The organism is Crenobacter sp. CS_VA4 (genome assembly GCF_055597485.1).
In genome coordinates this window covers 18175-40244 of sequence record NZ_JBVMAE010000032.1, presented here as the reverse complement: position 1 = coordinate 40244, position 22070 = coordinate 18175, and the positions used below count along the sequence as shown (strand labels likewise).

Here is a 22070-nt window from a genome sequence, read left to right as displayed (position 1 = left end):
GTTCTGTTAAAGAGCAGTTGCTGGCTGACCGCTTCGTTTCGCTGTGTCAGCAGCAGAGGAGGCGAACTATACCCCCCCACCCCCACCTCGTCAACACCTGACGACGAAGAAAATCGAAGAAAATGCTAAGCCATTGATTCGTCTAGAACCCTTCTGGTTATTTGCTCGCGAAGCACCGCCCAACCCTGGTTCGGCCAACCTAGTGGTTGGCCGAACCAGGGTCGAAAATGCAAAAAAGGTTGGCCGAAGCCAACCTTTTTTACTAACTGCCGCTCGCTCAGCGCTTGAGCAGCTTGGCGAAGGCGTCGGCCATCGCCGAGTTGCCTGCCGGCGCGTCCTGGCGGCCACGTCCGCCGCCCTGCGGCTTGCCGCTACCGTTGCCCGTCGGCGCACGTCGCGCGCTGGCACCGGTTTCGTCGTTGAGACGCATTGTCAGCGCGATTCGTTTACGCGGAATGTCGACCTCGACCACCTTGACCTTGACCACCTGACCGGCCTTGACCACCTTGCGCGGGTCGTCGACATAAGTAGTCGACAGCGCCGAGATATGCACCAGGCCATCCTGGTGCACGCCGATGTCGACGAAAGCACCGAAGTTGGCCACGTTGGTGACCACGCCTTCGAGCACCATGCCTGGCAGCAGATCCTTGAGGTCCTCGACGCCGTCCTGGAAGGTGGCGGTGGTGAACTCCGGACGCGGGTCGCGACCGGGCTTGTCGAGTTCCTTCAGGATGTCCATCACCGTCGGCAGGCCGAAGCGCTCGTCGGTGTAGTCGGCCGGCCTGATCGTCTTGAGGAAGGACGAGTCGCCGATCAGCGATTTCACTGCGCGACCGCAACGAGACACGATGCTCTCGACCACCGGATACGCTTCCGGGTGTACCGATGAGGCGTCGAGCGGGTTGTCGCCGTTCATGATGCGCAGGAAGCCGGCGGCCTGCTCGAAGGTCTTGTCACCGAGACGGGAGACTTTCAAGAGGTCCTGGCGACGACGGAACGCGCCGTTCTGGTCGCGGTAGGCGACGATATTGGCGGCGAGCGTGCTGTTGAGGCCGGAAATGCGGGTCAACAGCGGCGCCGAGGCGGTGTTCACGTCGACACCGACCGCGTTCACGCAATCCTCGACCACCGCGTCGAGCGCGCGCGCCAGTGAGCTCTGGTTGACGTCGTGCTGGTACTGGCCGACGCCGATCGATTTCGGATCGATCTTGACCAGCTCGGCCAACGGGTCCTGCAGGCGGCGGGCGATCGACACCGCGCCGCGCAGGCTGACGTCGAGCTCCGGGAATTCCCTGGCGGCCAATTCCGACGCCGAGTACACCGACGCGCCGGCTTCGGACACGACGATCTTGGTCAGCGCCAGCTCCGGATACTTCTTGATCAGTTCCTGGGCGAGCTTGTCGGTTTCGCGGCTGGCGGTGCCGTTGCCGATCGCGATCAGCTCGACCTTATGTTTGGCGCACAGCGCGGCCAGGATGACGATCGAGCGGTCCCAGTCGTTGCGCGGGGCGTGCGGGTAGATGGTCGCGGTCTCGAGCAGCTTGCCGGTGTTGTCGACGATGGCGAGTTTGGTGCCGGTGCGCAGCCCCGGGTCGAGGCCCAGCGTCGCGCGCGGGCCGGCCGGCGCGGCCAACAGCAGGTCGTGCAGGTTGGCCGAAAACACCTTGATCGCCTCGGCGTCAGCGGCGTCTTTCAGCCGCGACACCAGCTCGAGTTCAAGCGAGAGGAAGATCTTGGCGCGCCAGCACAGCCGCACCGAATCGAGCAGCCACTTGTCGGCCGGGCGACCGGCATCGCGCACGTCGAAGCGCTCGGCGATCAGCAGCTCATATGAAGAGCGCTCGGTGATCGGCGTGTCGTCCGGCTGGTATTTGAGGCTGAGCGTCAGTACGCCTTCGTTGCGACCGCGCAACAGCGCCAACGCACGGTGCGACGGGGTGGCCTTGATCGCTTCGCGATGGTCGAAGTAGTCGGAGAACTTGGCACCCTCGGCCTGCTTGCCGTCGATCACGACACCGGCGAGTTCGCCCTCGTTCCAGAGCTTTTCGCGCAAGGAACCGAGCAACTCGGCGTCCTCGGCGAAGCGTTCGATCAGGATCGCCCGCGCACCGTCGAGCGCCGCCTTGGCGTCGGCGATGCCCGCTTCGGCGTTCAGGTACTGTTCGGCCAACGTTTCCGGCGTTTGCGTCGGGTCGGCCAGTAGAGCGTCGGCCAGCGGCTCCAACCCGGCTTCGCGGGCGATCTGGGCGCGGGTACGGCGCTTCGGCTTGTACGGCAGGTACAGGTCTTCGAGGGTGGTCTTGTTGTCGGCGCCGTACAGTGACGCTTCCAGTTCGGGGCTGAGCTTGCCCTGTTCGGCAATACTCTTGAGGATGGCGTCGCGCCGGTCGTCGAGTTCGCGCAGGTAGCGCAGGCGCTCGTCGAGGGTACGCAGCTGGGTGTCGTCGAGACCGCCGGTGACTTCCTTGCGGTAGCGCGCGATGAACGGCACGGTGGCGCCGTCGTCGATCAGTCCCACCGCGGCGGCGACTTGCGCCTCGCGGACCTTGAGTTCCGCCGCGAGGCGGCTGGCAATGCTTGGCAACATCGGCTCTACACTTCTTTTTGCAAAAGAGCCGTTACTGTAACGGGCTGACGCCGAAAATCAAGCGACCTCGGGTTTGGCGAGCCAGGCCTGCGCTTCTTCCACCGTGTCGAAATGCGCTTGGGTGGTGTGCGTCATCAGGTCGGAAATGCGGGTGGCGAGGCGGATCCACACGTCGCTGACCACGATCGCGATCCGACCGAAGTTGTCCTCGTGGGCGCGCACGAACTTGAGTTCCTCCATCGCCATGTCGAGGGTGAAGTCTTTCAGCTCCGACAGGTCGAGCAGGATGTCGGGCTTGCCGATCTCGTTGGCGCGCTTGGTCAGCGCCTGCTCGAACAGCTTGAAGTCCGCCAGGGTGAATTCATTGAACAGCGCAACGTCGAGACCGTAGTCCTGCTCGCGGATGGAAATCATGGCAATGCTCCCCTGTTGTGTGGTCGGTGAAAACGATCATGCTTCCATTCTAGCGCCGGCTGGCGACGATTCCGCTGACCACGATCAAGCCGACAAACGCTAGCGCCGCGCGGCGATCAGACCGCTGCTAATAATCAACAGAATGGCGAGTACACCGCCGAGCGTCAGCACGTCGCCCCACAGCAGCACGCCGAACAGCGTCGTCAGCACCACCGTCAGGTAGGCGAAGCTCGCCACCAGGAATTTGCGCCCTTCCTTGAAGGCGCGCGTCATCGCCAGCTGGCCGAGCATGCCGGTGAGCCCCACGCCGAGCAGCGGCCAGATATTGGTCGCGGTCACCGGGCTGAAGCCGGCGCCGAGCTTGACCAGCACCAGGCCGATCGCCGAGGAGACGGCAAAGAACCAGAACACCACCCGCGACGGCGCCTCGCCCATCTGACCGAGTTCGCGCACCTGGAACAGCGCCAGGCCGGCGCAGGCGCCCGAGCCGAGCCCCATCAGCGCGGCGAACCAGGCATCGCCGCTGATGGTTGGTCGAAGCAAGAGCACGATGCCGGCAAAACCCAGCGTCAGCGCGGTCAGCGTCGGCCGGGTCAGCGGCTCGCGCAGCCGTACCAGACAGACCAGCGCGAAGAACATGGAAGAGGTGTAGTTGAGCGTCACCGCAGTGGCCAGCGGCAGATGGGTGAGCGCGTAGAACAACAGGTACATCGAGCCATAACCGATCACGCTGCGCTTGAGATGGCCACGCCACAAGGGCGTGGCGAGCGCGTCGCCGCGCAGCCGCATCATCACGCCGAGACACAGGGCACCGAACAGCGTACGGTAAAACAGCAGCTCGACCGAGCCGAAACTGGCGGCGCCGAGCTTGACGCAAACGCTCATCAGCGCGAAGAACAACGACGCCACCACCATCCATCCGGCCCCGAGCCGGCCGCTACACAGACGCTCCCACAGCAGCTGCGCCTTCGGCAAGGCTTGCTGACGACTGGCCGAGCTCATCGCTTCACCACCGTGAGCGACTGGCAGATCGACTCGAGCGCGTGGCGGTAGGTCTTGTACTCGGACGCGTTGGCGGCGCAGCGCGCCTCGATCAGGTGGCGCTTGTCGACCCGCTGCTGCACCAGCAGCACCCGCTGCAGGATCCACAGCTCGGCAGTGACGAAGTGGCCTTCGCGGTAATCGGCCTCGAGCCGGCCGGCCTTGGCGTTGAGCCGGATCATCGTCGCCGCCTCGCGGTCATCATCGGCGCGACGCAACCGCCTGGCGGTGCGCTCCAGCGTTTCGCCCGGCTCAAGGCGGCGCTGGCTGATCACCACCTCGATCGCGGCGCGTTCGCGCTCGTCGGCCTTGGGCGGCACCACCTTGATGCGCCGCTCGCCCTCGACCAGCCGCGGGCGGACTTTCCAGCCGGCGGGCACGTTGATGCGGACAGGCAGGCGGGGGTCGGTGTAACTCGCGGCCCAGACCGGGCTCGCCGTCAGTAGCGACAGCAAAACGAGACGACGCAGGATCGACATGAAGGGGAACGACAGAGAAAGAAAAAGGCGCGAACCAGCCGCGCCTGGTCATTGTGCCCTGACGGCATGGAATTAGCCAGCCAGCGCCGCGCCGAGCTTCCTGCGGTAGAACTCGTGAAAGTGCTGCATGCCGTCTTCCATCGGCGACTGGTACGGGCCGACTTCGGACTGCCCGACCTGCCACAGCGCCTTGCGGCCCTCGTTCATGCGCAGGCAGATTTCGTCGTCTTCCTTGGCCGTTTCGAAGTAGGCGGCCTGCTCGGCGGCGATGAAGTCCGGCTCGAACCAGACGATCTCCTCCGGGTAGTAGAACTCGGTGATCACCGTGCACTTTTCCGGCCCGTGCGGAATCACCACGCTCACCACCAGTACGTGCGGGTACCACTCGATCATGATGTTCGGGTAGTACACCATCCAGATCGCGCCGAACTCCGGCTGCTGCTCGCGGTACTGGTCCTTCACCTGCTCTTGCCAGGTGCCGTAGATGCTTGAGCCACTGCGCGCCAAGCGGTTTTTCACGCCGACGGTCTGCACGTGGTACTGCTCGCCCCACTCCCACTTCAGGTCGCCGCAGTCAACGAAATTGCCCAGGCCCGGATGGAACGGGTCGACGTGGTAGTCCTCCGCGTACACCTCGATGAAGGTCTTCCAGTTGAAGTCGTAGTCGCTGGTGTGCGCGCTGTGGAAGGCGAAGCCGTCGAAACTCAACTGCCGGGCGACGCCGAGGCGGGCGAGATCGCCGGCCACGTCGCGCTCGGCGTCGAACAGCAGGCCGTTCCAGTGGGTGAGCCGGGTCTGCTGCAGGTTCAGGCACGGCGTCTCGGGGAAGTGCGGCGCGCCGATCAGCTGGCCCTGATTGTCGTAGGTCCAGCCGTGCAGGTTGCAGACGATGTGATTGCCGTTGCCGCGGCCCTGGTAGATCAGCGCCTGACGGTGACGGCAGACGTTGGACAGCAGCTTCACCTCGCCGCCGACCTGCTTAAGCATTTTGCCGTGGCCGAGCCAGGCCAGCGTCTGGTAGTCGCCCTCGTTCGGCACCATCAGTGTGTGGCCGAAATAGCGCGGGGCGTCCCCGAACAGCAGTTGCTGCTCGAGTTGATAGAAATCGGGATCGAAATAGGTATGAACCGGCAACTGGGCTGATGATGCTGTGAGCCGTTGCGCGGAAGCCAGATCAGACATTATTCCCACACCTCCATGGCAGAAGGGATAAGACCAGCCGAATCTCGCTCTTAACGAGTTACGGAAACCAAACAGGCCGGAGCAGCAGGCGCCTGGCACTGCAGGCGAATCTAAGGTGTTGCCACACCGACACAGGGGGGAGGATTCTACCCGAATCCCCCGGGGGGGCAAGCGATTTTTACCCCGCCAGAATCGGGCGTGGCCAAAAGCTGACATTTGCAATGCTCTCATGGCAAAACGACCCGCCATTTTCATTACAAAACAGGCCATTGCCGTGTCTGGCCCGGCCGATTCCCCGGCTCCGTCCGGCCCGCTTCGGCCAACCTTGCGGCGCCGGTGCGACAGCCCGATTGGCCACTTCGCCACTGCACAAAATCGAGTAATTGCCTAAATCAAACACTTGTTTTACATTCCGATGGCTTCGGCATATTAATCAGAAAAACAGCCCCTCCCACGCACACTACAAAGGAAGCCCGCCATGTCGCTTGCGAAACTGGCTGAGTGGTTCATTCCCGAACAGGTCCGACAGGACAATGACGCGGTGCTCCGCGCCCGCACCGTAGTCAGCGTGGCGCTAATCGCGGGCATCATCGCCCCGCTGTTCGCGCTGGAATACTTCAAGCTAAATCATCCGGCGATGGGCTACGGCATCACGCTGGGCGGCGCCGGGCTGTTGTGCGGCGCGCTGCTCTTGAAGCTGACCGGCACGGTGCGCTTCACCGCCGAATTCGTCACCGGTTGCATGTACGCGATGGTCTGTTGGATGGTGTACGTGAACGGCGGCATCCTCTCCACCAGCGCCTGCTGGTTTGCATCGATTCCGTCCGCGGCGATCTTCATCGGCGGACGCAAGTCGGGGCTGGTCTGGTCGGTGCTGACCTTCGTCGCGATCGGCGTGATCTTCGTCTTGTCCGGCGATTCAGGCTGGCTGCCGCCGACACCGATTCCTCACAGCGAACTGCCGACCCTACAGGCCAAGTCGCTGATCGGCCTGTCGCTGGTGGTGCTGACGCTGGCGCTCGCCTTCGAGCGCGCCAAGGCCCAGGGCTTCGCCAAGCTCGACGCGGCGCGTACCGAGGCCGAACGCGCCTCGCTGGCAATGCGGCAGATGATGGAGCAGGTCACCCACTCGCTGCGGCAGGCGTCGAGCGCTAGCCGCGAGATCGCCAGCAGCACCACCCAGATGGCCGACACGATGAGCGGCCAGCGCCGCCGCGCCGAGGCGATGGTCGCCGCCACCCAGCAGATGGCGGTGCTCACCCACCAGAACGCCGAGCAGTCGCACGTCGCCACCGACATGGCGCGTCAGGCCGGTGACGCGGCCAGCGCCGGCGGCGAAGCGATGAACGCGGCGGTGACGCAGCTCAGCCAGGCGCGCACCGTGATCGGCACCGCCGCCGAGCGGCTGGAGCAACTCGGCCAGCGCAGCGCCGAGGTCAACAGCATCGTCCAGCTGATCCGCGATATCGCCGACCAGACCAATCTGTTGGCGCTGAACGCGGCGATCGAGGCGGCGCGCGCCGGCGAGCAAGGTCGCGGCTTCGCGGTGGTCGCCGACGAGGTGCGCAAGTTGGCCGAACGCACGCAGAACGCCACGCTCGACATCGAGAGCAAGATCCAGCTGATCGTCGACGGTACCAACCAGGCGCTGGTGGCGATGCGCGACGGCAACGCGCAGATGCGCGCCGGCCGCGAGCACACCGTGGCCGCGCAAGAACGCCTCAGCGGCATCATCGCCGGCACGCACGAGCTGGCACGGCTGCTGACCGAGGTGTCGCAGGCCGAGGCGACGCAGAACCAGGGCTTCGCCCGCTTCGCCAACGACATCAATTCGGTCGGCGAATCGACCCGCGAACTGTCCGGCGAGACCGACACCATCGCCGACGCCACCCGCCGGCTCGACACGCTGATGGCCGAGCTGGGCGAGTCGGCGCACCGCTTCCGTCAACAGCAGGGCAGCGGCCAGCCGGCCTGATTCGACCAGGCTCAGCCACAAAGGGCGCTGTCATGGGCGCCCTTTTTCGTTGCCGCGGCGCGGCTGTTATGATGGAACGAAGCACCGGGCCGCCGGGTCCGAGCCTGATTCGTCATCAGACCCACACATAAACAATGTCCACACTCACCCCCACCTCCCGCCGCGACGTTCTGCGCTACGGCGCCGCGCTGGCCGGGCTGGGGATCCTGCAAGGGTGCAGCACCACCGTGACCACGACTCTGCCGACCAGCCCCACCACCCCGCCGCCGAACGGCACGAACCTGCGCCTGATCGCACCGTCCGGCGCGCTCGCCGACGCCGCGCAATGCGCCCGCGCACTCGATCGACTGAACCGCGCCGGCTTTGACGTAAGCAATAGCGAATGCCTGTCGCGGCGCTTCCAGCGCTTTGCCGGGACGGACGCCGAACGGCTCGCCGACCTCAACGGCCTGGCCGACAGCACGCCGGCACCGAAGCTGATCCTCGCCGCACGCGGCGGCTACGGCGTGATGCGCCTGCTCCCGCGCATCGACTACGCACGGGTGTGTCCGCTACTGAAGGAATCCGGCAGCCTGCTGGTCGGCTACAGCGACATCACCGCGCTGCAGCTGGCGCTGCTCGCCAAGGGAGGCGTGCCGAGCTTTGCCGGGCCGATGGCGTACAGCGACTTCGGTTCGGCCAACCCAAGCAGCTACACGCTCGAGCAGTTCCGCCGCGTCACCACGACGCCTGGCTGGCAGCTGAGCGTCAACCGGCCGTTCTCGCCGACCGTAAAGACCGAGGGGGTGTTCTGGGGCGGCAACCTGTCGGTCGTCGCCGCCTTGGCCGGCACGCCGTACCTGCCCAACGTCAAGGGCGGCATCCTGTTCCTCGAGGACACCGGCGAGCAGCCGTACCGGATCGAGCGGATGCTGCAGCAGCTGTTCCTTGCCGGTGTACTGCAGCAGCAGAAGGCGATCGTGCTCGGCGACTTCAAGACCGACAAACTGGTCGACTACTACGACCCGGGCTACACGCTTGGCACCGTGGCGCGGCAGATCGAACAGGAGACCGGCGTACCGGTGTTGGAGGGCGTGCCGTTCGGCCATATCCATGACAAGACCACGCTGCCTCTGGGCGTGATGGCGCAATTGGAAAGCGACGTGCAGGGCTATACGCTCCGCTTCGGCAACTACCCGACGCTGCCGGCCGACGGGCTGCAATTCGAACAGCTGCGCATGAATAGCGCCACGCTGTAAGTCGGCCGAAAAGGCCCCAATAAAACAGCCGCCAAAGGCGGCTGTTTCGCATCCGGCTACTTCGCCCCGCCTTGCTGCCCCTGCAGCAGGCTGGCAAAACGCGACAGATCGGTGCCGTTCAGGTCCGACACCGCCCAGAAGTTCATCCCCTCCTGGTTCCACGCCACCAGCTGGTAACCCTGCCGGTTCAGCAGCGTCGTCCGCTGCACGGCCGCCCGGTCGCCGGGCCAGACGTAGACGTTGATCAAGTGCAATTTATAACGATAAACCAGCGCGGCCACGCGGCGGTGCTGCAGATAGTCGAGCCGCCCGCCGATCAGCGGATAGCCCGCCGCCGCCAGGTCATAGACCGGCGGCGAGAAGTCCAGCCGGCCTGCAAACCACGGCTTGACGGTGTGCTGGTCGGTGCTGGCGACGTCGGCCAGATGCCCCGGCATCAACGAGCGCATATGTCCGGCCAGCACCTCGTCCGGCAAGGGGTTGGCCACCGGCGGCAGTATCGTCAGCGTCAGTGCGGCACCGGCCAGCGCCCCGCCGAGCGAGGCGGCGGACAGGCCCAGCCACGGGCGTTGCCACCAAGCGGGCTGGCGCGGCGCGGCGGTGGACTCGTGCGGCAGGCTCGCCCTGATCCTGGCGGCCAGGCCGGCCGGCACCGGGTTTTGCGCCGCCAACTCGCGTACCCGTTGCTGGGCGACTCTTTGCTGTTCCAGTACACGATGGCAGGCGGCACAGCCAGTCAGATGCTGTTCGATCGCCATCTCTTCGGCCGGGTCGAGCTGCCGGTCGAGGTAACCCGACAAGCGCTCTCGAACATATTGGCAATCCATGGCTATTCCTCCTTGCCCTCGGCCAGATAGTGCACCAGCAACGCGCGGGCACGCGACAGGCGCGACATCACGGTGCCTGCGGGCGCGCCGGTAATGTCGGCAATGTCGCGGTACGAACAGTCGGCGATTTCCCGCAGCACCAGCACCTCGCGATAGACGGCGGGCAGCCGGCGCAGCGCGGTGTTCACCTGCAGGCAGTCGTCGCGGCGCTCTGCCAGCTGTTCCGGGTTGTTCGACCAGTCGGCCGGGCCGAGCTCCTCGTCGAGCTGCTCGGTGGGCAGCCCGCTGGGCAGGCTGTCGTAATACGCATTGCGCACGATGGTGAGCAGCCAGGCACGCGCGTTGCCGCCGTGAAAACCGTCGAAGTAACGGAACGCCCGCAGGAAGGCTTCCTGCACCACGTCCTCGGCGTCGCTGTCGTTGCGCGCGAGCCAGCGCGCCAGATGCCAGGCCACCTTGAGGTGCGGCATCACCAGCTGCTCGAATCGGCTCATCCGGTTTTGAAGCAAAGCTCTCTCCCTGCTGTTGAAACCGAGACAGCTCGTCATTTATTCCCACAGGCGCGGAATAAATCGGCGCAGCGAGGGGTTACCACAGACGTAACCCTCATAAACAGCAAAGGAGATGGCGATGAGAAAGGCAATCGACCGGCGAGAGTTTTTCAAACTGGCCGGGCTGGGTTCGGTGGTGCTGGTGAGCGGCTGTACCGGGATGGGACGCAGCAGCGCCGCGGGCCAGGCGCAGCAGGACTTCTACTTCGTCCAGCTCTCCGACACGCACTGGGGCTTCAGCGGCCCCGAGATCAACCCTGACGCCACCGGCACCCTGCCCAAGGCGGTGGCGGCGGTGAACTCGCTGTCGATGCCGCCGGACTTCGTGATGTTTACCGGCGACCTGACGCACACCACCGACGACCCGGCCGAGCGGCGCCGCCGGCTCGGCGAGTTTCGCCGCATCGCCGCCGGCCTGACGGTGCCGGTGGTGCACTATATGCCGGGCGAACACGACGCAGCGCTCGACCGCGGCGCCGCGTACAGCGAGTTCTTCGGCGTCACCCACTACAGCTTCGACCACAAGGGCGTGCACTTCATCGTGCTCGACAATGTCAGCGACCCAACCGCCGCGATCGGCGACGCGCAGTTGCAGTGGCTGAAGAACGATCTCGCCACGCAGTCGCCCGACAGCCGCATCGTGGTTTTCACCCACCGCCCACTGTTCGACCTGTACCCGCGCTGGGACTGGGCGACCCGCGACGGCGACCAGGCGATCGCGCTGTTGATGCCGTACCGCAATGTCACGGTGTTCTACGGCCACATCCACCAGGAACACCATTTCATGACCGGCCATATCGCTCATCACGCCGCGCACTCGCTGATGTTCGCGCTGCCCGCCCCCGGTTCGCAGCCCAAGCGCACGCCGGTGCCGTGGGATGCCAGCGCACCGTACCGCGGCCTGGGCTATCGCCGGGTCCGCACCGAACAGGCCAGCGCCGGCTATACCTTGGCCGAACTACCGGTATGGAAAGGATGAGCGATGATCAACCGACGCCAGTTTCTCGTTTACCTGGGCGGCACCGCGGCACTCGCCGCCACGGCCCCGCTGTTGATGGCCGCCGGCAGCGAGCGGGTGATCCACATCGCCGGCCGGCGCTTTGAATGGACGCCGTCGACCATCACGATCGCCGCCGGCGAGGCGGTGGTGCTGGAGGTCTTGGTCAGCGACGTGGTGATGGGAATTGGCCTGCCCGATCTGAAGCTGCGCGCCGACCTGATACCGGGCCGACCGGCACGGCTGCGTCTGCCGCCGCAAGCGGTCGGCGAGCTGCCGTTTGTCTGCGACGTTTTCTGCGGCAGCGGCCACGAGAACATGACCGGGGTGATCAAAGTAGTCGCCGGCTGAGAACAGCTTCTGGGCCGAGGGCGGCGCTACCCGCTCGTTCGGGCTCATGTCAGGACACCGACGGGTGTCCTTTTTTTGTCGTCGGCCACCGGCAATTTTACGTAAACGCTTGAAGATACAAACCCGATTTGCATTTTATGCTGTCGATGCAAATAATAGGCGTCAACCGGTATGACCAGTATGAAAAGCTCACCATATCCAACAAAGAAGGAAGCCACCGCGAGCGTCGTCATGCGCGGGCAGCGCAGGCCCGTCACCCACCGATTGATCAGACCGAACCCGCCGACATCACAAGGCGGGACACACAAAACTCGCCCAAGGATTCAGCATGTCGTCGTTACGAATGCGCTTCATCTTGTTCATCGTCGCGGTGGTCGCGCTGTGCGGCGCCACCATCAGCGCGATTTCCTACTACCGCATGAGCAATGTGGTGCACAGCGCGCTCAACCGCGAACTCTCCATGACGCTCGGCGGCTACGCCAAGGCGATCAGCGACTGGAGCGACGCGCACAAGCAGCTCGTCACCACCGTCACCCCGTACTCCGCCCAACCGACGCTGAAGGAACACCTGGCGCAGGCGGCCACCGCCGGCGGCTTCGACCTGTTCTACGCCGGCTTCGCCGACAAGCGCATCGTCTACTCGACCGACCGCGTCGCCCCGCCCGGCTTCGACCCGACCAGCCGCCCCTGGTACCAGCAGGCCGACGCCGCCGGCCAGGTGATCGTCTCGGCGCCGTATCTGGGCAAGAGCACCCACACGCTGGTGGTAACCTTCGCCGCGCCGGTCAAGCAGGACGGCAAGACCCAGGCGGTGATCGGCGGCGACGTCGGCCTCGCCAACATCGTGAAGTCGGTGCTGACGCTGAAACTGCCTGTCTCCGGTTTCAGCTTCCTGGTGCAGCGCGACGGTGGCCTGATCGGCTACCCGAAGCCAGAGGCGCTGTTCAAGCCGATCAAGGACTACATCCCGGCGATAGTCGACGTGGCGACGATGACCGAGAAGAGCAGCGGTGAGCTGGTCGACATCGAGCTGAACGGCAGCGGCCAGTTCCTGAAGATGACCCCGGTGCCGGGCACCGACTGGTACCTGGGCGTGGTGATCGACCGCGGCGAGGCGCTGGCGCCCTTGTCCGCGCTGCTGTGGTCGCTGATCGTGTCGGGCGTGGTGCTGCTGGCCGCACTGTTGGCGCTGGCGTGGATCGGCGTCGGCCGCCTGCTCGCCGGGCTGCAGCAGGTGGAAAGTGCGATGCGCGCGATCTCCAGCGGCGATGCCGACCTGACCCACCGTCTGCCGGTGCACGGCGACGACGAGGTCGGCCGCATCGCCGCGGCGTTCAACCAGTTCGTCGGCCGCTTGCGCGAGATGTTCATCACCGTGCGCGAGCAGGCCGACAGCCTGGCGAACGATTCGGCGCGGCTGATCGACGCCACCCGGCGGATCTCCGGCGACTCGAAGGTGCAGTCGGAGGAGCTGGGCAACACCGCCGCCACCATCGAAGAGATCACCGTCAGCATCGCGCACATCGCCGACCATGTCGGCGACACCGGCGAGCTGGTCAGCCGCATCGATACCCGTTCGAAGGACTCGGCCGAGGCGGTGGAACGGGTGGCACGCGAGATCGGCGCGATCGCCGCAGAATGCCGCGAGCTGTCGGCCGTGATGGGCAATCTCGGCTCGCGCTCCGAGCGGATCGGCAGCATCGTCAACGTGATCAAGGACATCGCCGATCAGACCAATCTGTTGGCGCTGAACGCGGCGATCGAGGCGGCGCGCGCCGGCGAACAGGGCCGCGGCTTCGCCGTGGTCGCCGACGAGGTGAGGAAGCTCGCCGAGCGCACCACCCAGGCCACCGTCGAGATCGGCGAGATGATCGGCTCGATCAACCAGGACACCCAGGCGGCGCTGACGCGGATGGACACCACCTTCAAGACGGTGGCCACCGGTGTCAGCCTGGCGCAGGACGCGTCCGGGCAGATCGGCACCATCCGCACGCTGACCGCCGACATGGTGTCGAGGATGGGCGACATCGCCGACTCGACCGCCGAGCAGAAGACCGCCACCGCGGCGATGGCGCAAAGCGCCGAGCGCATCAATGTGATGGCGCAGCAGACCGACGACGCGATCCAGGGCGCGAGCCAGACGATCCGCACCCAAGGGGAACTGGCCGCCAGCCTGCAAGGGCTGGTCGGGCGCTTCAAGCTGTAAGAGCTGCTAACAACCCCCTCCCGGCGTTGTTTCGCTGGGTCTTGTTAGCGACTCTAAATCAAAAGGCCCTCGCCGATTTCGTCGGCGAGGGCCTTATTCATTGACGGGAAGTCAGGCGGCGTTCGGCCAACGGCGGCGCATCAGCCGATACGCCGCGGGGATGACGAACAGCGACAGCAACGGCGCGGTGATCATCCCGCCGACCATCGGCGCGGCGATCCGGCTCATCACTTCCGAGCCGGTGCCGGAGCCGAACAGAATCGGCACCAGACCGGCCAGAATCACCGCGACGGTCATCGCCTTCGGCCGTACCCGCTGCACCGCCCCTTCGCGAATCGCGTCGTCCAGACTGGCGGCGTCCAGTTGGCCGAATGTATCCACCCGGTCGGCCGCCGCCTGCTTCAGGTACAGCAGCATCACCACGCCGAATTCGGCCGAGACCCCGGCCAGCGCGATGAAGCCGACACCGGCCGCGACCGACAGGTTGTAGCCGGAGAGGTACAGGAACCAGATGCCGCCGACCAACGCGAACGGCAAGGTGGCCATGATCAGCGCCGCCTCGTCCAGCCGCTCGAACGTCAGGTAGAGCAGCACGAAGATGATCAGCAGGGTCGCCGGCACCACCAGCTTGAGTTTCTGTGCCGCGCGCTCCAGGTACTCGAACTGGCCCGAGTAGGCGATGCTCATCCCCGGTTCCACCCTGACCTGCCGGGCGACGGCGGCTCGCAAGTCAGCGACCACCGACGCGAGGTCGCGGTCGCGAACGTCCACGTACACCCAGCCCGACAGCCGCGCGTTCTCGGTCTTCAGCATCGGCGGGCCGTCGCTGATGCCGACCTTCGCCACCGTGCCCAAGGTGAGTTGCTGGCCCGACGGCGTCAGAATCGGCAGATTGCGCAGGTTCTCGAGCGAGTCGCGGATTTCGCGCGGATAGCGGACGTTGATCGGGTAACGGGCCAGGCCCTCCACCGTCTCGCCGATATTCTGCCCGCCGATCGCCGAAGAGACGATGGCCTGGACATCGGCGATGTTCAGCCCATAGCGCGCGGCGGCGGCCCGGTCGATGTCCACGTCGATGTAGCGGCCGCCGCTCAGCCGTTCCGACAGCGCCGAACCGACGCCGGGAACGGTCTTCGCGACTTTCTCCACCACCTGACCGACCCGGTCGATATCGGCCAGGCTACTGCCGGAGATCTTGACCCCGATCGGGCTCTTGATGCCGGTAGCCAGCATGTCGATGCGGTTGCGTATCGGCGGCACCCAGATATTGGTCAGCCCCGGCACCTTCACCACACGGTCGAGCTCGTCGACCAGCTTCGCCTGCGTCATGCCAGCTCGCCATTGCTCGCGCGGCTTGAACTGTATCGTCGTCTCGAACATCTCCAAGGGTGCCGGGTCGGTCGCCGTCTCGGCCCTGCCCGCCTTGCCGAACACGCTGGCGACTTCCGGCACGCTCTTGATCAGCCGGTCGGTCTGCTGCAGCAACTGCGTCGCCTTCGCCGCCGACAGGCCCGGCAGGGCCGACGGCATGTACAAGAGGTCGCCTTCGTCGAGCGGCGGCATGAACTCGCCACCGATATGTGTGGCCGGCCAAATCGTCGTCAAGAGCGCCAGTGCGGCCAGCACCAGCGTCGCGCGCGGCGAGCGCAGCACCCGCTCCAGCAACGGTCGGTAGCCGCGGATCAGCGCCCGGTTGAGCGGGTTGCGCGTCTCGTCCGGGATGCGTCCGCGTATCCAGTAGCCCATCAGCACCGGAATCAGCGTCACCGACAGGCCGGCCGCCGCCGCCATCGCGTAGGTCTTGGTGAACGCCAGCGGGCCGAACAGGCGGCCCTCCTGCGACTCCAGCGTAAACACCGGGATGAACGACAGCGTGATCACCAGCAGGCTGAAGAACAGCGCCGACCCCACTTCCTCGGCCGCCTCGGTGATGACGCGCCAGTGCGTGTGGCCGCCGAGCGTCTCGCCCGGGTGCTCGTGCTGCCAGGCCTCGATGTGCTTGTGCGCGTTCTCTATCATCACCACCGCCGCGTCGACCATCGCGCCGATCGCGATCGCGATGCCGCCGAGCGACATGATGTTGGCGTTGACGCCCTGGTAGTGCATCACGATGAACGCCATCAGCACGCCGAGCGGCAGCGAGATGATCGCCACCAGCGCCGAGCGCAGGTGCCACAAGAACACCGCGCACACCAGCGCCACCACGACGAACTCCTCGAACAGCTTGTCCTTCAGGTTGTCGATCGCGCGGTCGATCAGCTGGCTGCGGTCGTAGGTCGGCACGATCTCGACGCCGGGCGGCAGGCTCTTCTTCAGTTCGGCCAACTTGGCCTTCACCGCCGCGATGGTTTCCCGGGCGTTCTTGCCGGAGCGCAGTATCACCACGCCGCCGGCCGTTTCGCCCTGGCCGTTCAGCTCGGCGATGCCCCGGCGCATTTCCGGCCCGACCTGGATGGTCGCGACATTGCCGAGCGTGACCGGGATGCCGCTGCCGGCCACGTTGAGCGGGATGTTGCGGAAGTCGTCCAGCGTCTTCAGATAGCCCGACGCGCGCACCATATACTCAGTTTCGGCCAACTCCAGCACCGAGCCGCCGGTCTCCTGGTTGGCCTTCTGAATCGCGTCGACCACCTTGTCCTGCGGGATGCGGTAGGCGGCGAGCTTCGCCGGGTCGAGCACCACCTGGTACTGCTTGACCATGCCGCCGACCGACGCCACCTCGGCGACGCCCGGCAGGCTCTTCAGCTCGAAGCGCAGGAACCAGTCCTGCAGGCTGCGCAGCTGCGCGAGGTCGTGCCGGCCGCTCTTGTCGATAAGCGCGTACTCGTAAATCCAGCCGACCCCGGTGGCGTCCGGCCCGAGCGCGGTCTTGGCGCCGGCCGGCAGCCGTCCCTGCACCTGGTTCAGGTACTCCAGCACGCGCGAGCGCGCCCAGTACAGGTCGGTGCCGTCCTCGAACAGCACGTAGACGAAGGAGTCGCCGAAGAACGAGTAGCCGCGCACCGTCTTCGCGCCGGGCACCGACAGCATCGTGGTCGCCAGCGGATAGGTGACCTGGTTTTCGACGATCTGCGGCGCCTGTCCCGGGTAACTGGTACGGATGATCACCTGCACGTCCGACAGGTCGGGCAAGGCGTCGACCGGCGTGGTCTTGACCGCCCAAATCCCCCACGCGACGACGAACAGCGTCGCGAGCAACACCAGCAGCCGGTTGTTCACCGACCAGCGAATCAGCCGGGCGATCATTTCGCACCCCCGGCCTTGTGCAGCTGCTTGATGACGAAGTCGCCGCCGTCCTGGCTAAAGCCGAACTGCACCGTGTCGCCGGGCTTGAGACCCTTGGCCAGCGCCGGCGTCGCCAGCTTGAACGTCATCGTCATCGCACCCCAGCCCAGCGACGCAATCGGCCCGTGCGACAAGGTGATCGCCAGGCCGTCGAGCTTTTCGACCTTGCCGGTTCCCTGGTGCAAGGCACCGGCCGCCGGCGCGGTCGGCTTGGCCGCCGTCGGCGGCGCCAGTTGGCTGAGCACGCCGCGCAGCGACGCCTCGGAATCGATCAGGAACTGGCCGGACGCCACCACCTGCTCGCCTTCGGCCAGGCCGGCGAGAACGGCCGTCTTGCCGCCGCTCTCCTGGCCTAACTGGACTTCCACCGGCTTGAAGTGGCCGTCGCCCGCCGAGGTGATGACGACGCTGCGCGTCCCGGTGCGGATGACCGCTTCGGACGGCACCAGCAACACCGGCTGGCGCTGGCCGGACGCCAGTTGCACCTGGGCAAACATGCCGGGTCTTAGGCGGCCCGCCTTATTGGGCAGCTCGATACGCACCCGCAAGGTGCGGCTGTTCGCATCGGTTTCCGGCAGTACCGCAATCACCTTGCCGTCGAAAGCCTGCCCTGGGAAGGCCGCCAACGTGGCCTTGGCGGTCTGGCCGACGCGAATGGCGCCGGCTTGCGCCTGAGGCACCGCCGCCTCCAGCCAGACGGTGGCCAGCCCGTTAATCTTCGCCACCGACATGCCTTGCGCCAGCGTCATGCCGGCCCGTACCCCCAGCTCCTGGATGACGCCGGCGATCGGCGAGGACAGCGTGAACACGGCGCGGGTCTTGCCGGAGCGCGCGACGCGGTCGATGAGGCTCTCCGGCATGCCGAGCAGCAGCAGACGCTGGCGGGAAGCCGCGATCAGCGCGCTATCCCCGCTGCGGAGCACGGCCAGGAATTCTTCCTGCGCGCCGGCCCAGTCCGGTACCAGCACGTCGGCGAGCGGCGCCCCCTGGGCGATCACATCGCCCGGCGCCCGCGCGTACACCCGCTGCACGAAGCCGGCCGCGCGCGTCTGCACCACCGCGACATCGCGGTCGTTGAATTGCACGGTGGCGACGGCCGACACCGTCTCACCGAGGCTGCCACGCTCCACCTTGACCAGCCGGACCCCCAGGTTCTGCGTGACGCTGGGGTCGATGGCCACGGAGCTACTGTCGGCGCCGCCATCGGCGTATTTCGGCACCAGTTGCATGTCCATGAACGGCGACTTGCCAGGTTTATCGAAGTGCTGGTTCGGCACCATCGGGTCGTACCAGTACAGCACCTTGCCCTCGGCTTTCTGCGGGGCGCCGGCGGCCGGCGCGGTCGCGGCCATCGGGGCAGCCGACCGTTTCTGGCCGGTCCAGTAACCGATGCCGGCGCTGGCTGCCGCCACGGCGGCGATGAGTAAGGCGATTTTGGCTTTTCTGCTGTTCATTGCGTGCCCGCCCCGTATGCGAAGTAGAGTCTTGCCGTGACGGCCGCCGCCTGGTTCTGCAGGTCCATCGCCTTCAGTTGCTCGTCGAGCCGGTCACGCCGGGCCGACAGCACCGAGGCCAGCGACGCCTTGCCGGCGCGGTAGCTGGCCATCTGCAGCGCGACGCGCTGTTCGGCCAACGGCAGCACCTGTTGCCGGGTTCGCTCCAGCTGCCGGCTCAGCGCCTCGCGTTCGGCCAGATCGCTCTCCTGCTCGTTGACATGGTCGCGGCGCATCGCCTCGCGTTCGGCCTCGATGCGGTTCAGCTGCTCCGCCTTGGCCACGATCATCGGGTTCTGGCGGGTTTCGCCGAACAGCGGCAGGCCGACCGTGACCTGGACCGACACCATATTGCCGAACTGGGCGCCGCGCTTGGCGTAGTCGAGCGCGATGCCCCAGTCCGGTTTCTTGTCCGCCTCGGCCGCGTGCAGGTCCGCCTCGGCCACGCTTTGCTGCGCCGAGAACGCTTGCAGTTCGGGGTGGGCGTGCAGGCGCTCATGGAGCGCGGCTTTATCGAGTGCCATGACCGGCGCATCTCCACCGAGGGCACCGTCCGCCGCTGCCCCGACGTATTGGCGCAGGCTGGCGGTGGCCTTGGCGATATCGCGGCGCAGCTCGTCGCGGCGGTCTTCAAGCCGGGCTTCTTCCTGCTTCTGCTGGATGGCGTCGACCGCTGCGCTGCGGCCGGAGGCGACCTGCGCGCGGATGGCGCCGGCGAGGGTGGCGTTTTCCCGGGCGAGTTGGTCGTACACACTCAATTTGCGCTCGAGGTAGAAGCGGTTCAGCCAGGCTTGGGCGGTGGCGAGCCGGACCTTCAGCTGCACGACGCGGCGCTGCGCCTCGGCGTTGGCCACGTTGGCCGAGGCCAGCTCGGTCTGCGCTTGACGTTTGGCCGAATTGGGGATGTCCTGCGCGACGCCGACCTTCTGCATCGTCATGAAGTCGCCTTCGAGGCTGCCCCGATTCGGACCGGAGACCGGGTAGTTGTCGACGCCGAAGACGAGCTTCGGGTCGGGCAGGCGGCCGGCGGCCACGGTTTCGTGTTGGGCCGCGTTGATCGACGCGGCATTGGCCTGCAACAGCGGCGATTGGCGTTCGGCCAACGCCAGCGCATTGCCGAACGTCAACGGTTCGGCCTGGGCAAGGTGGGCCAGCCCGGCCAGTACGAGCAGTACCGGCAGGCGTAAGCAATGGGGGGTCATGTTCTAACTCCATAGAGGGCCCCGTGCGTGCGCACGAGGGCAGGCCGCCGGGGTACGGCGGGCAGCGTTTTCTAAGGGTTTAGAGCGTGGGAGGAGGTCGCCACACCCCGTTCGGGGTGCGGGAAATCGGCAGCTGGGCAGCCGGCACCAGGACAATCTGGGCGAGCGGCAGCGGCGTCGATACCGAAGGGGTGACTGCCGGGTGGTAGACCCCGCCCACCTTGCATTCGGCGCCGAACTTGCATTCCATCCGTCCTTTGGCCTTGCCGGAGGCGTCCTGCTGCCGAGAGCAGTGCTCCATCTTCGGCATCGGCGCCGACAGGGCCGGACTGGCGTCCGCCATCTCCATCATCGCGCTGCTCACCATCAGGCATTCTCCAGTCGTGCCGGTAGCCGCCAGCCCGGATACGGGCAGCGTCAACGACAGCACGAAAAGAAGCAACAGCCTGATCAGTTTCATGGAATGACTATAGCGTGGAGAAATTCCTGCCGGGATACAAAATCTAAAGTGGCTTGGCGACGCCGGGAGTCGGCCGGCCGTCAGCTTAGAGGGTTTATTGGGCTAGGTCGAGTTTCACCATCTCAGACTGCCGCTGACGGCGGCGAATAGGACTTCGTTGCCCTCCTTCAGCCCCTCGGTCGTGTGCTATAGCGATAAGGCTATGAAGAGAATGCTGCGCCTTTGGCTGAGCCTGTTGATCTGTCTCGTGCTGCCGTTGCAGGGGATGGCAACGAGCATGCATTCTTCGGCCGCTTGTCAAACATCGTCCCTTCCGCACGTTGTCATGACGGGGAACGCCGGTGTGCCCAACCATTCGTGCTCGTCGTGTTCGGCCAAGTCAGCCGTCGTCAAAACCCCGCTGTGCGCGGTTTCCGCTCTCTGCCATTCCTCGACTTCGCTACAAACTCTCCCGATACAGGTGCTCGGCGCTCAAAGCGGGCGGATGATCTATTCGCCGGTGGAGCCGTCTTTGCGCTTGGAAGACCAGCCCGCGACGCTCGAACGACCTCCTAAACCAGCCTGATCACGCTTGATCACTGCATCGGGCGCGGGCTCCCGCGCACGAGCGCTTGTTGTTGGTTCTGAATGAGGAGAGTGTCATGAGCATGAGAAAAACCGGCATGGCCATGTTGGCCGCGCTGCTGTTGGGCAGTCCCGTATCGGGCTTTACCGCCACACCCAAGAGCGGTAGCGATGGAATGATGCAGGGCATCATGGGTGGCCGCGGCGACATGATGGGAGAAATGTGCAGCAGCATGATGAAAGGCGGGATGATGCAGGGCGGCATGATGGGGCATATGCTGCCGCAGCTGCCGCCTGGTAACGAAAAGCTGCAGTTGCAGATGCAAGCCGAAATCATGCAGAAGACGGGCGAGATCATGCGCAAGTACGCCGACCAGATCCAGGCGCCGCCGTCGAAATGACAGCGCTGGTTTCCCCATCTCCAGGAACGGGCGCATTCCGCTAGCGGGATAACGCCCGGGACTGGGCATCATCAATGCGTGGCAGGCGGACGTGCTCTGAAGGCACCTAACATCCTGCGGGGACAGCATGCTTAACGACTCACCGGTATGGAATGCCCTCTTGATCCTGTTTGCGGTCATCGGTCTACTGGCCGTCCTTGCGTTACTGGGCATGGGGTTCATGCACTACAGCATGATGGGCGGAATGCGATTCTGTTAAGTCAAACCGGCGTTCTAATTTATATCGACTGCAAAACCATGTTTGAATAATTCTGGTTTTGAACAATCCTTACTGGAGTGATCGAGCAACCCTGGTATACTCGCCCAGCCATGAACGCTACCTTCCGCCTCTTTCTGTCGCTACTGATCTGCCTCGTGCTCCCGATGCACGTTGGCGCAGTGCCGTTGGAGGACGGGGCGTGCTATAGCGCAAAGGGGTCCGTCGTCAAGACAATGCCAATGGCGTCTACGACGGCGGCCGACTGCCAGTCGGCCGGCGACAAGCACACACCTCCTATGGGTACCCTGTGCAAAGCGGGTGCGGTATGCGGCTTCACTGTATCGGCGCCCCTGCCTACCTCCGGCTTCTTCATCGCACAAGACCAGGGGACAAACTACACCCCCGCGTCCACCCACTTCATCCTGCATAACTTCCCCCGGACGCTGCTACGTCCACCCATCCTCGGCTAAGAACCTGTTCATGATCTTGCTGCGCGACCCTGATCGGGGCTCATGCGCTCGGCGTGCGAATCTATTGATTCGCTCAGCGATCGGAAAT

The 22070-nt window shown here is 65.4% G+C and carries 17 protein-coding genes; 6 read left to right on the top strand and 11 right to left on the bottom strand.

Features of this window, described 5'->3' with window-relative positions:
• Positions 1 to 277: 277 nt before the first annotated feature.
• The 5 genes from ACZ2IA_RS19960 to ACZ2IA_RS19940 form a co-directional block, all read right to left on the bottom strand.
• On the bottom strand, positions 278 to 2587 hold the full coding sequence (locus tag ACZ2IA_RS19960) for a Tex family protein (protein WP_470294346.1): 2310 nt from the start codon (positions 2585 to 2587) through the stop codon (positions 278 to 280).
• A 57-nt stretch (positions 2588 to 2644) separates the two neighbouring features.
• Positions 2645 to 3001: a SpoIIAA family protein gene (locus ACZ2IA_RS19955; protein WP_470294345.1), complete on the bottom strand. Its 357-nt coding sequence runs from the start codon at positions 2999 to 3001 to the stop codon at positions 2645 to 2647.
• A 99-nt stretch (positions 3002 to 3100) separates the two neighbouring features.
• Positions 3101 to 4003 carry a DMT family transporter gene (locus ACZ2IA_RS19950; RefSeq protein WP_470294344.1) on the bottom strand — a complete coding sequence of 301 codons (903 nt, stop codon included), beginning with the start codon at positions 4001 to 4003 and terminating at the stop codon, positions 3101 to 3103.
• A complete protein-coding gene (locus ACZ2IA_RS19945; RefSeq protein WP_470294343.1) occupies positions 4000 to 4521 on the bottom strand; it encodes a hypothetical protein in 522 nt (173 codons plus the stop codon). Before ACZ2IA_RS19945 ends, ACZ2IA_RS19950 begins: the two co-directional genes overlap by 4 nt.
• Before the next feature lie 72 nt (positions 4522 to 4593).
• Positions 4594 to 5703 (bottom strand): aromatic ring-hydroxylating oxygenase subunit alpha, encoded by a 1110-nt coding sequence (locus tag ACZ2IA_RS19940; protein WP_470294342.1) that lies wholly within the window; start codon positions 5701 to 5703, stop codon positions 4594 to 4596.
• A gap of 478 nt (positions 5704 to 6181) precedes the next feature.
• On the opposite strand from ACZ2IA_RS19940, the gene ACZ2IA_RS19935 reads away from it, so the two are divergent.
• Positions 6182 to 7678, top strand: coding sequence for a methyl-accepting chemotaxis protein (locus ACZ2IA_RS19935; RefSeq protein WP_470294341.1), 1497 nt, complete (start codon positions 6182 to 6184; stop codon positions 7676 to 7678).
• A gap of 134 nt (positions 7679 to 7812) precedes the next feature.
• Positions 7813 to 8916: an LD-carboxypeptidase gene (locus ACZ2IA_RS19930; RefSeq protein WP_470294340.1), complete on the top strand. Its 1104-nt coding sequence runs from the start codon at positions 7813 to 7815 to the stop codon at positions 8914 to 8916.
• 56 nt (positions 8917 to 8972) lie between these two features.
• Here the strand turns inward: ACZ2IA_RS19930 and ACZ2IA_RS19925 are convergent, their stop codons facing one another.
• Both ACZ2IA_RS19925 and ACZ2IA_RS19920 read right to left on the bottom strand, forming a co-directional pair.
• Positions 8973 to 9743 (bottom strand): anti-sigma factor family protein, encoded by a 771-nt coding sequence (locus ACZ2IA_RS19925; protein WP_470294339.1) that lies wholly within the window; start codon positions 9741 to 9743, stop codon positions 8973 to 8975.
• Positions 9744 to 9745: 2 nt separating this feature from the next.
• Positions 9746 to 10237: a sigma-70 family RNA polymerase sigma factor gene (locus ACZ2IA_RS19920; RefSeq protein ID WP_470294338.1), complete on the bottom strand. Its 492-nt coding sequence runs from the start codon at positions 10235 to 10237 to the stop codon at positions 9746 to 9748.
• Positions 10238 to 10373: 136 nt separating this feature from the next.
• Here ACZ2IA_RS19920 and ACZ2IA_RS19915 point away from each other — a divergent pair, with 136 nt between their 5' ends.
• The 3 genes from ACZ2IA_RS19915 to ACZ2IA_RS19905 all read left to right on the top strand — a co-directional run bounded on the left by ACZ2IA_RS19915 (position 10374) and on the right by ACZ2IA_RS19905 (position 13848).
• On the top strand, positions 10374 to 11273 hold the full coding sequence (locus tag ACZ2IA_RS19915; protein ID WP_470294337.1) for a metallophosphoesterase family protein: 900 nt from the start codon (positions 10374 to 10376) through the stop codon (positions 11271 to 11273).
• A gap of 3 nt (positions 11274 to 11276) precedes the next feature.
• Positions 11277 to 11642, top strand: coding sequence for a cupredoxin domain-containing protein (locus ACZ2IA_RS19910; protein WP_470294336.1), 366 nt, complete (start codon positions 11277 to 11279; stop codon positions 11640 to 11642).
• Positions 11643 to 11970: 328 nt separating this feature from the next.
• Complete coding sequence (locus ACZ2IA_RS19905; RefSeq protein ID WP_470294335.1) at positions 11971 to 13848, top strand: methyl-accepting chemotaxis protein; 1878 nt, start codon at positions 11971 to 11973, stop codon at positions 13846 to 13848.
• A 111-nt stretch (positions 13849 to 13959) separates the two neighbouring features.
• Here the strand turns inward: ACZ2IA_RS19905 and ACZ2IA_RS19900 are convergent, their stop codons facing one another.
• From ACZ2IA_RS19900 to ACZ2IA_RS19885, 4 genes are all read right to left on the bottom strand, one after another.
• Positions 13960 to 17094 (bottom strand): efflux RND transporter permease subunit, encoded by a 3135-nt coding sequence (locus ACZ2IA_RS19900; RefSeq protein ID WP_470294334.1) that lies wholly within the window; start codon positions 17092 to 17094, stop codon positions 13960 to 13962.
• Positions 17091 to 18587: an efflux RND transporter periplasmic adaptor subunit gene (locus ACZ2IA_RS19895; protein WP_470294333.1), complete on the bottom strand. Its 1497-nt coding sequence runs from the start codon at positions 18585 to 18587 to the stop codon at positions 17091 to 17093. Before ACZ2IA_RS19895 ends, ACZ2IA_RS19900 begins: the two co-directional genes overlap by 4 nt.
• Positions 18584 to 19828, bottom strand: a complete 1245-nt coding sequence (locus tag ACZ2IA_RS19890) for a TolC family protein (RefSeq protein WP_470294332.1) — start codon at positions 19826 to 19828, stop codon at positions 18584 to 18586. The genes ACZ2IA_RS19895 and ACZ2IA_RS19890 overlap by 4 nt, the downstream gene beginning before the upstream one ends.
• A 79-nt stretch (positions 19829 to 19907) precedes the next feature.
• A complete protein-coding gene (locus tag ACZ2IA_RS19885; protein ID WP_470294331.1) occupies positions 19908 to 20288 on the bottom strand; it encodes a hypothetical protein in 381 nt (126 codons plus the stop codon).
• A gap of 641 nt (positions 20289 to 20929) precedes the next feature.
• Here ACZ2IA_RS19885 and ACZ2IA_RS19880 point away from each other — a divergent pair.
• A complete protein-coding gene (locus tag ACZ2IA_RS19880) occupies positions 20930 to 21253 on the top strand; it encodes a hypothetical protein (protein ID WP_470294330.1) in 324 nt (107 codons plus the stop codon).
• Positions 21254 to 22070 lie beyond the last annotated feature (817 nt).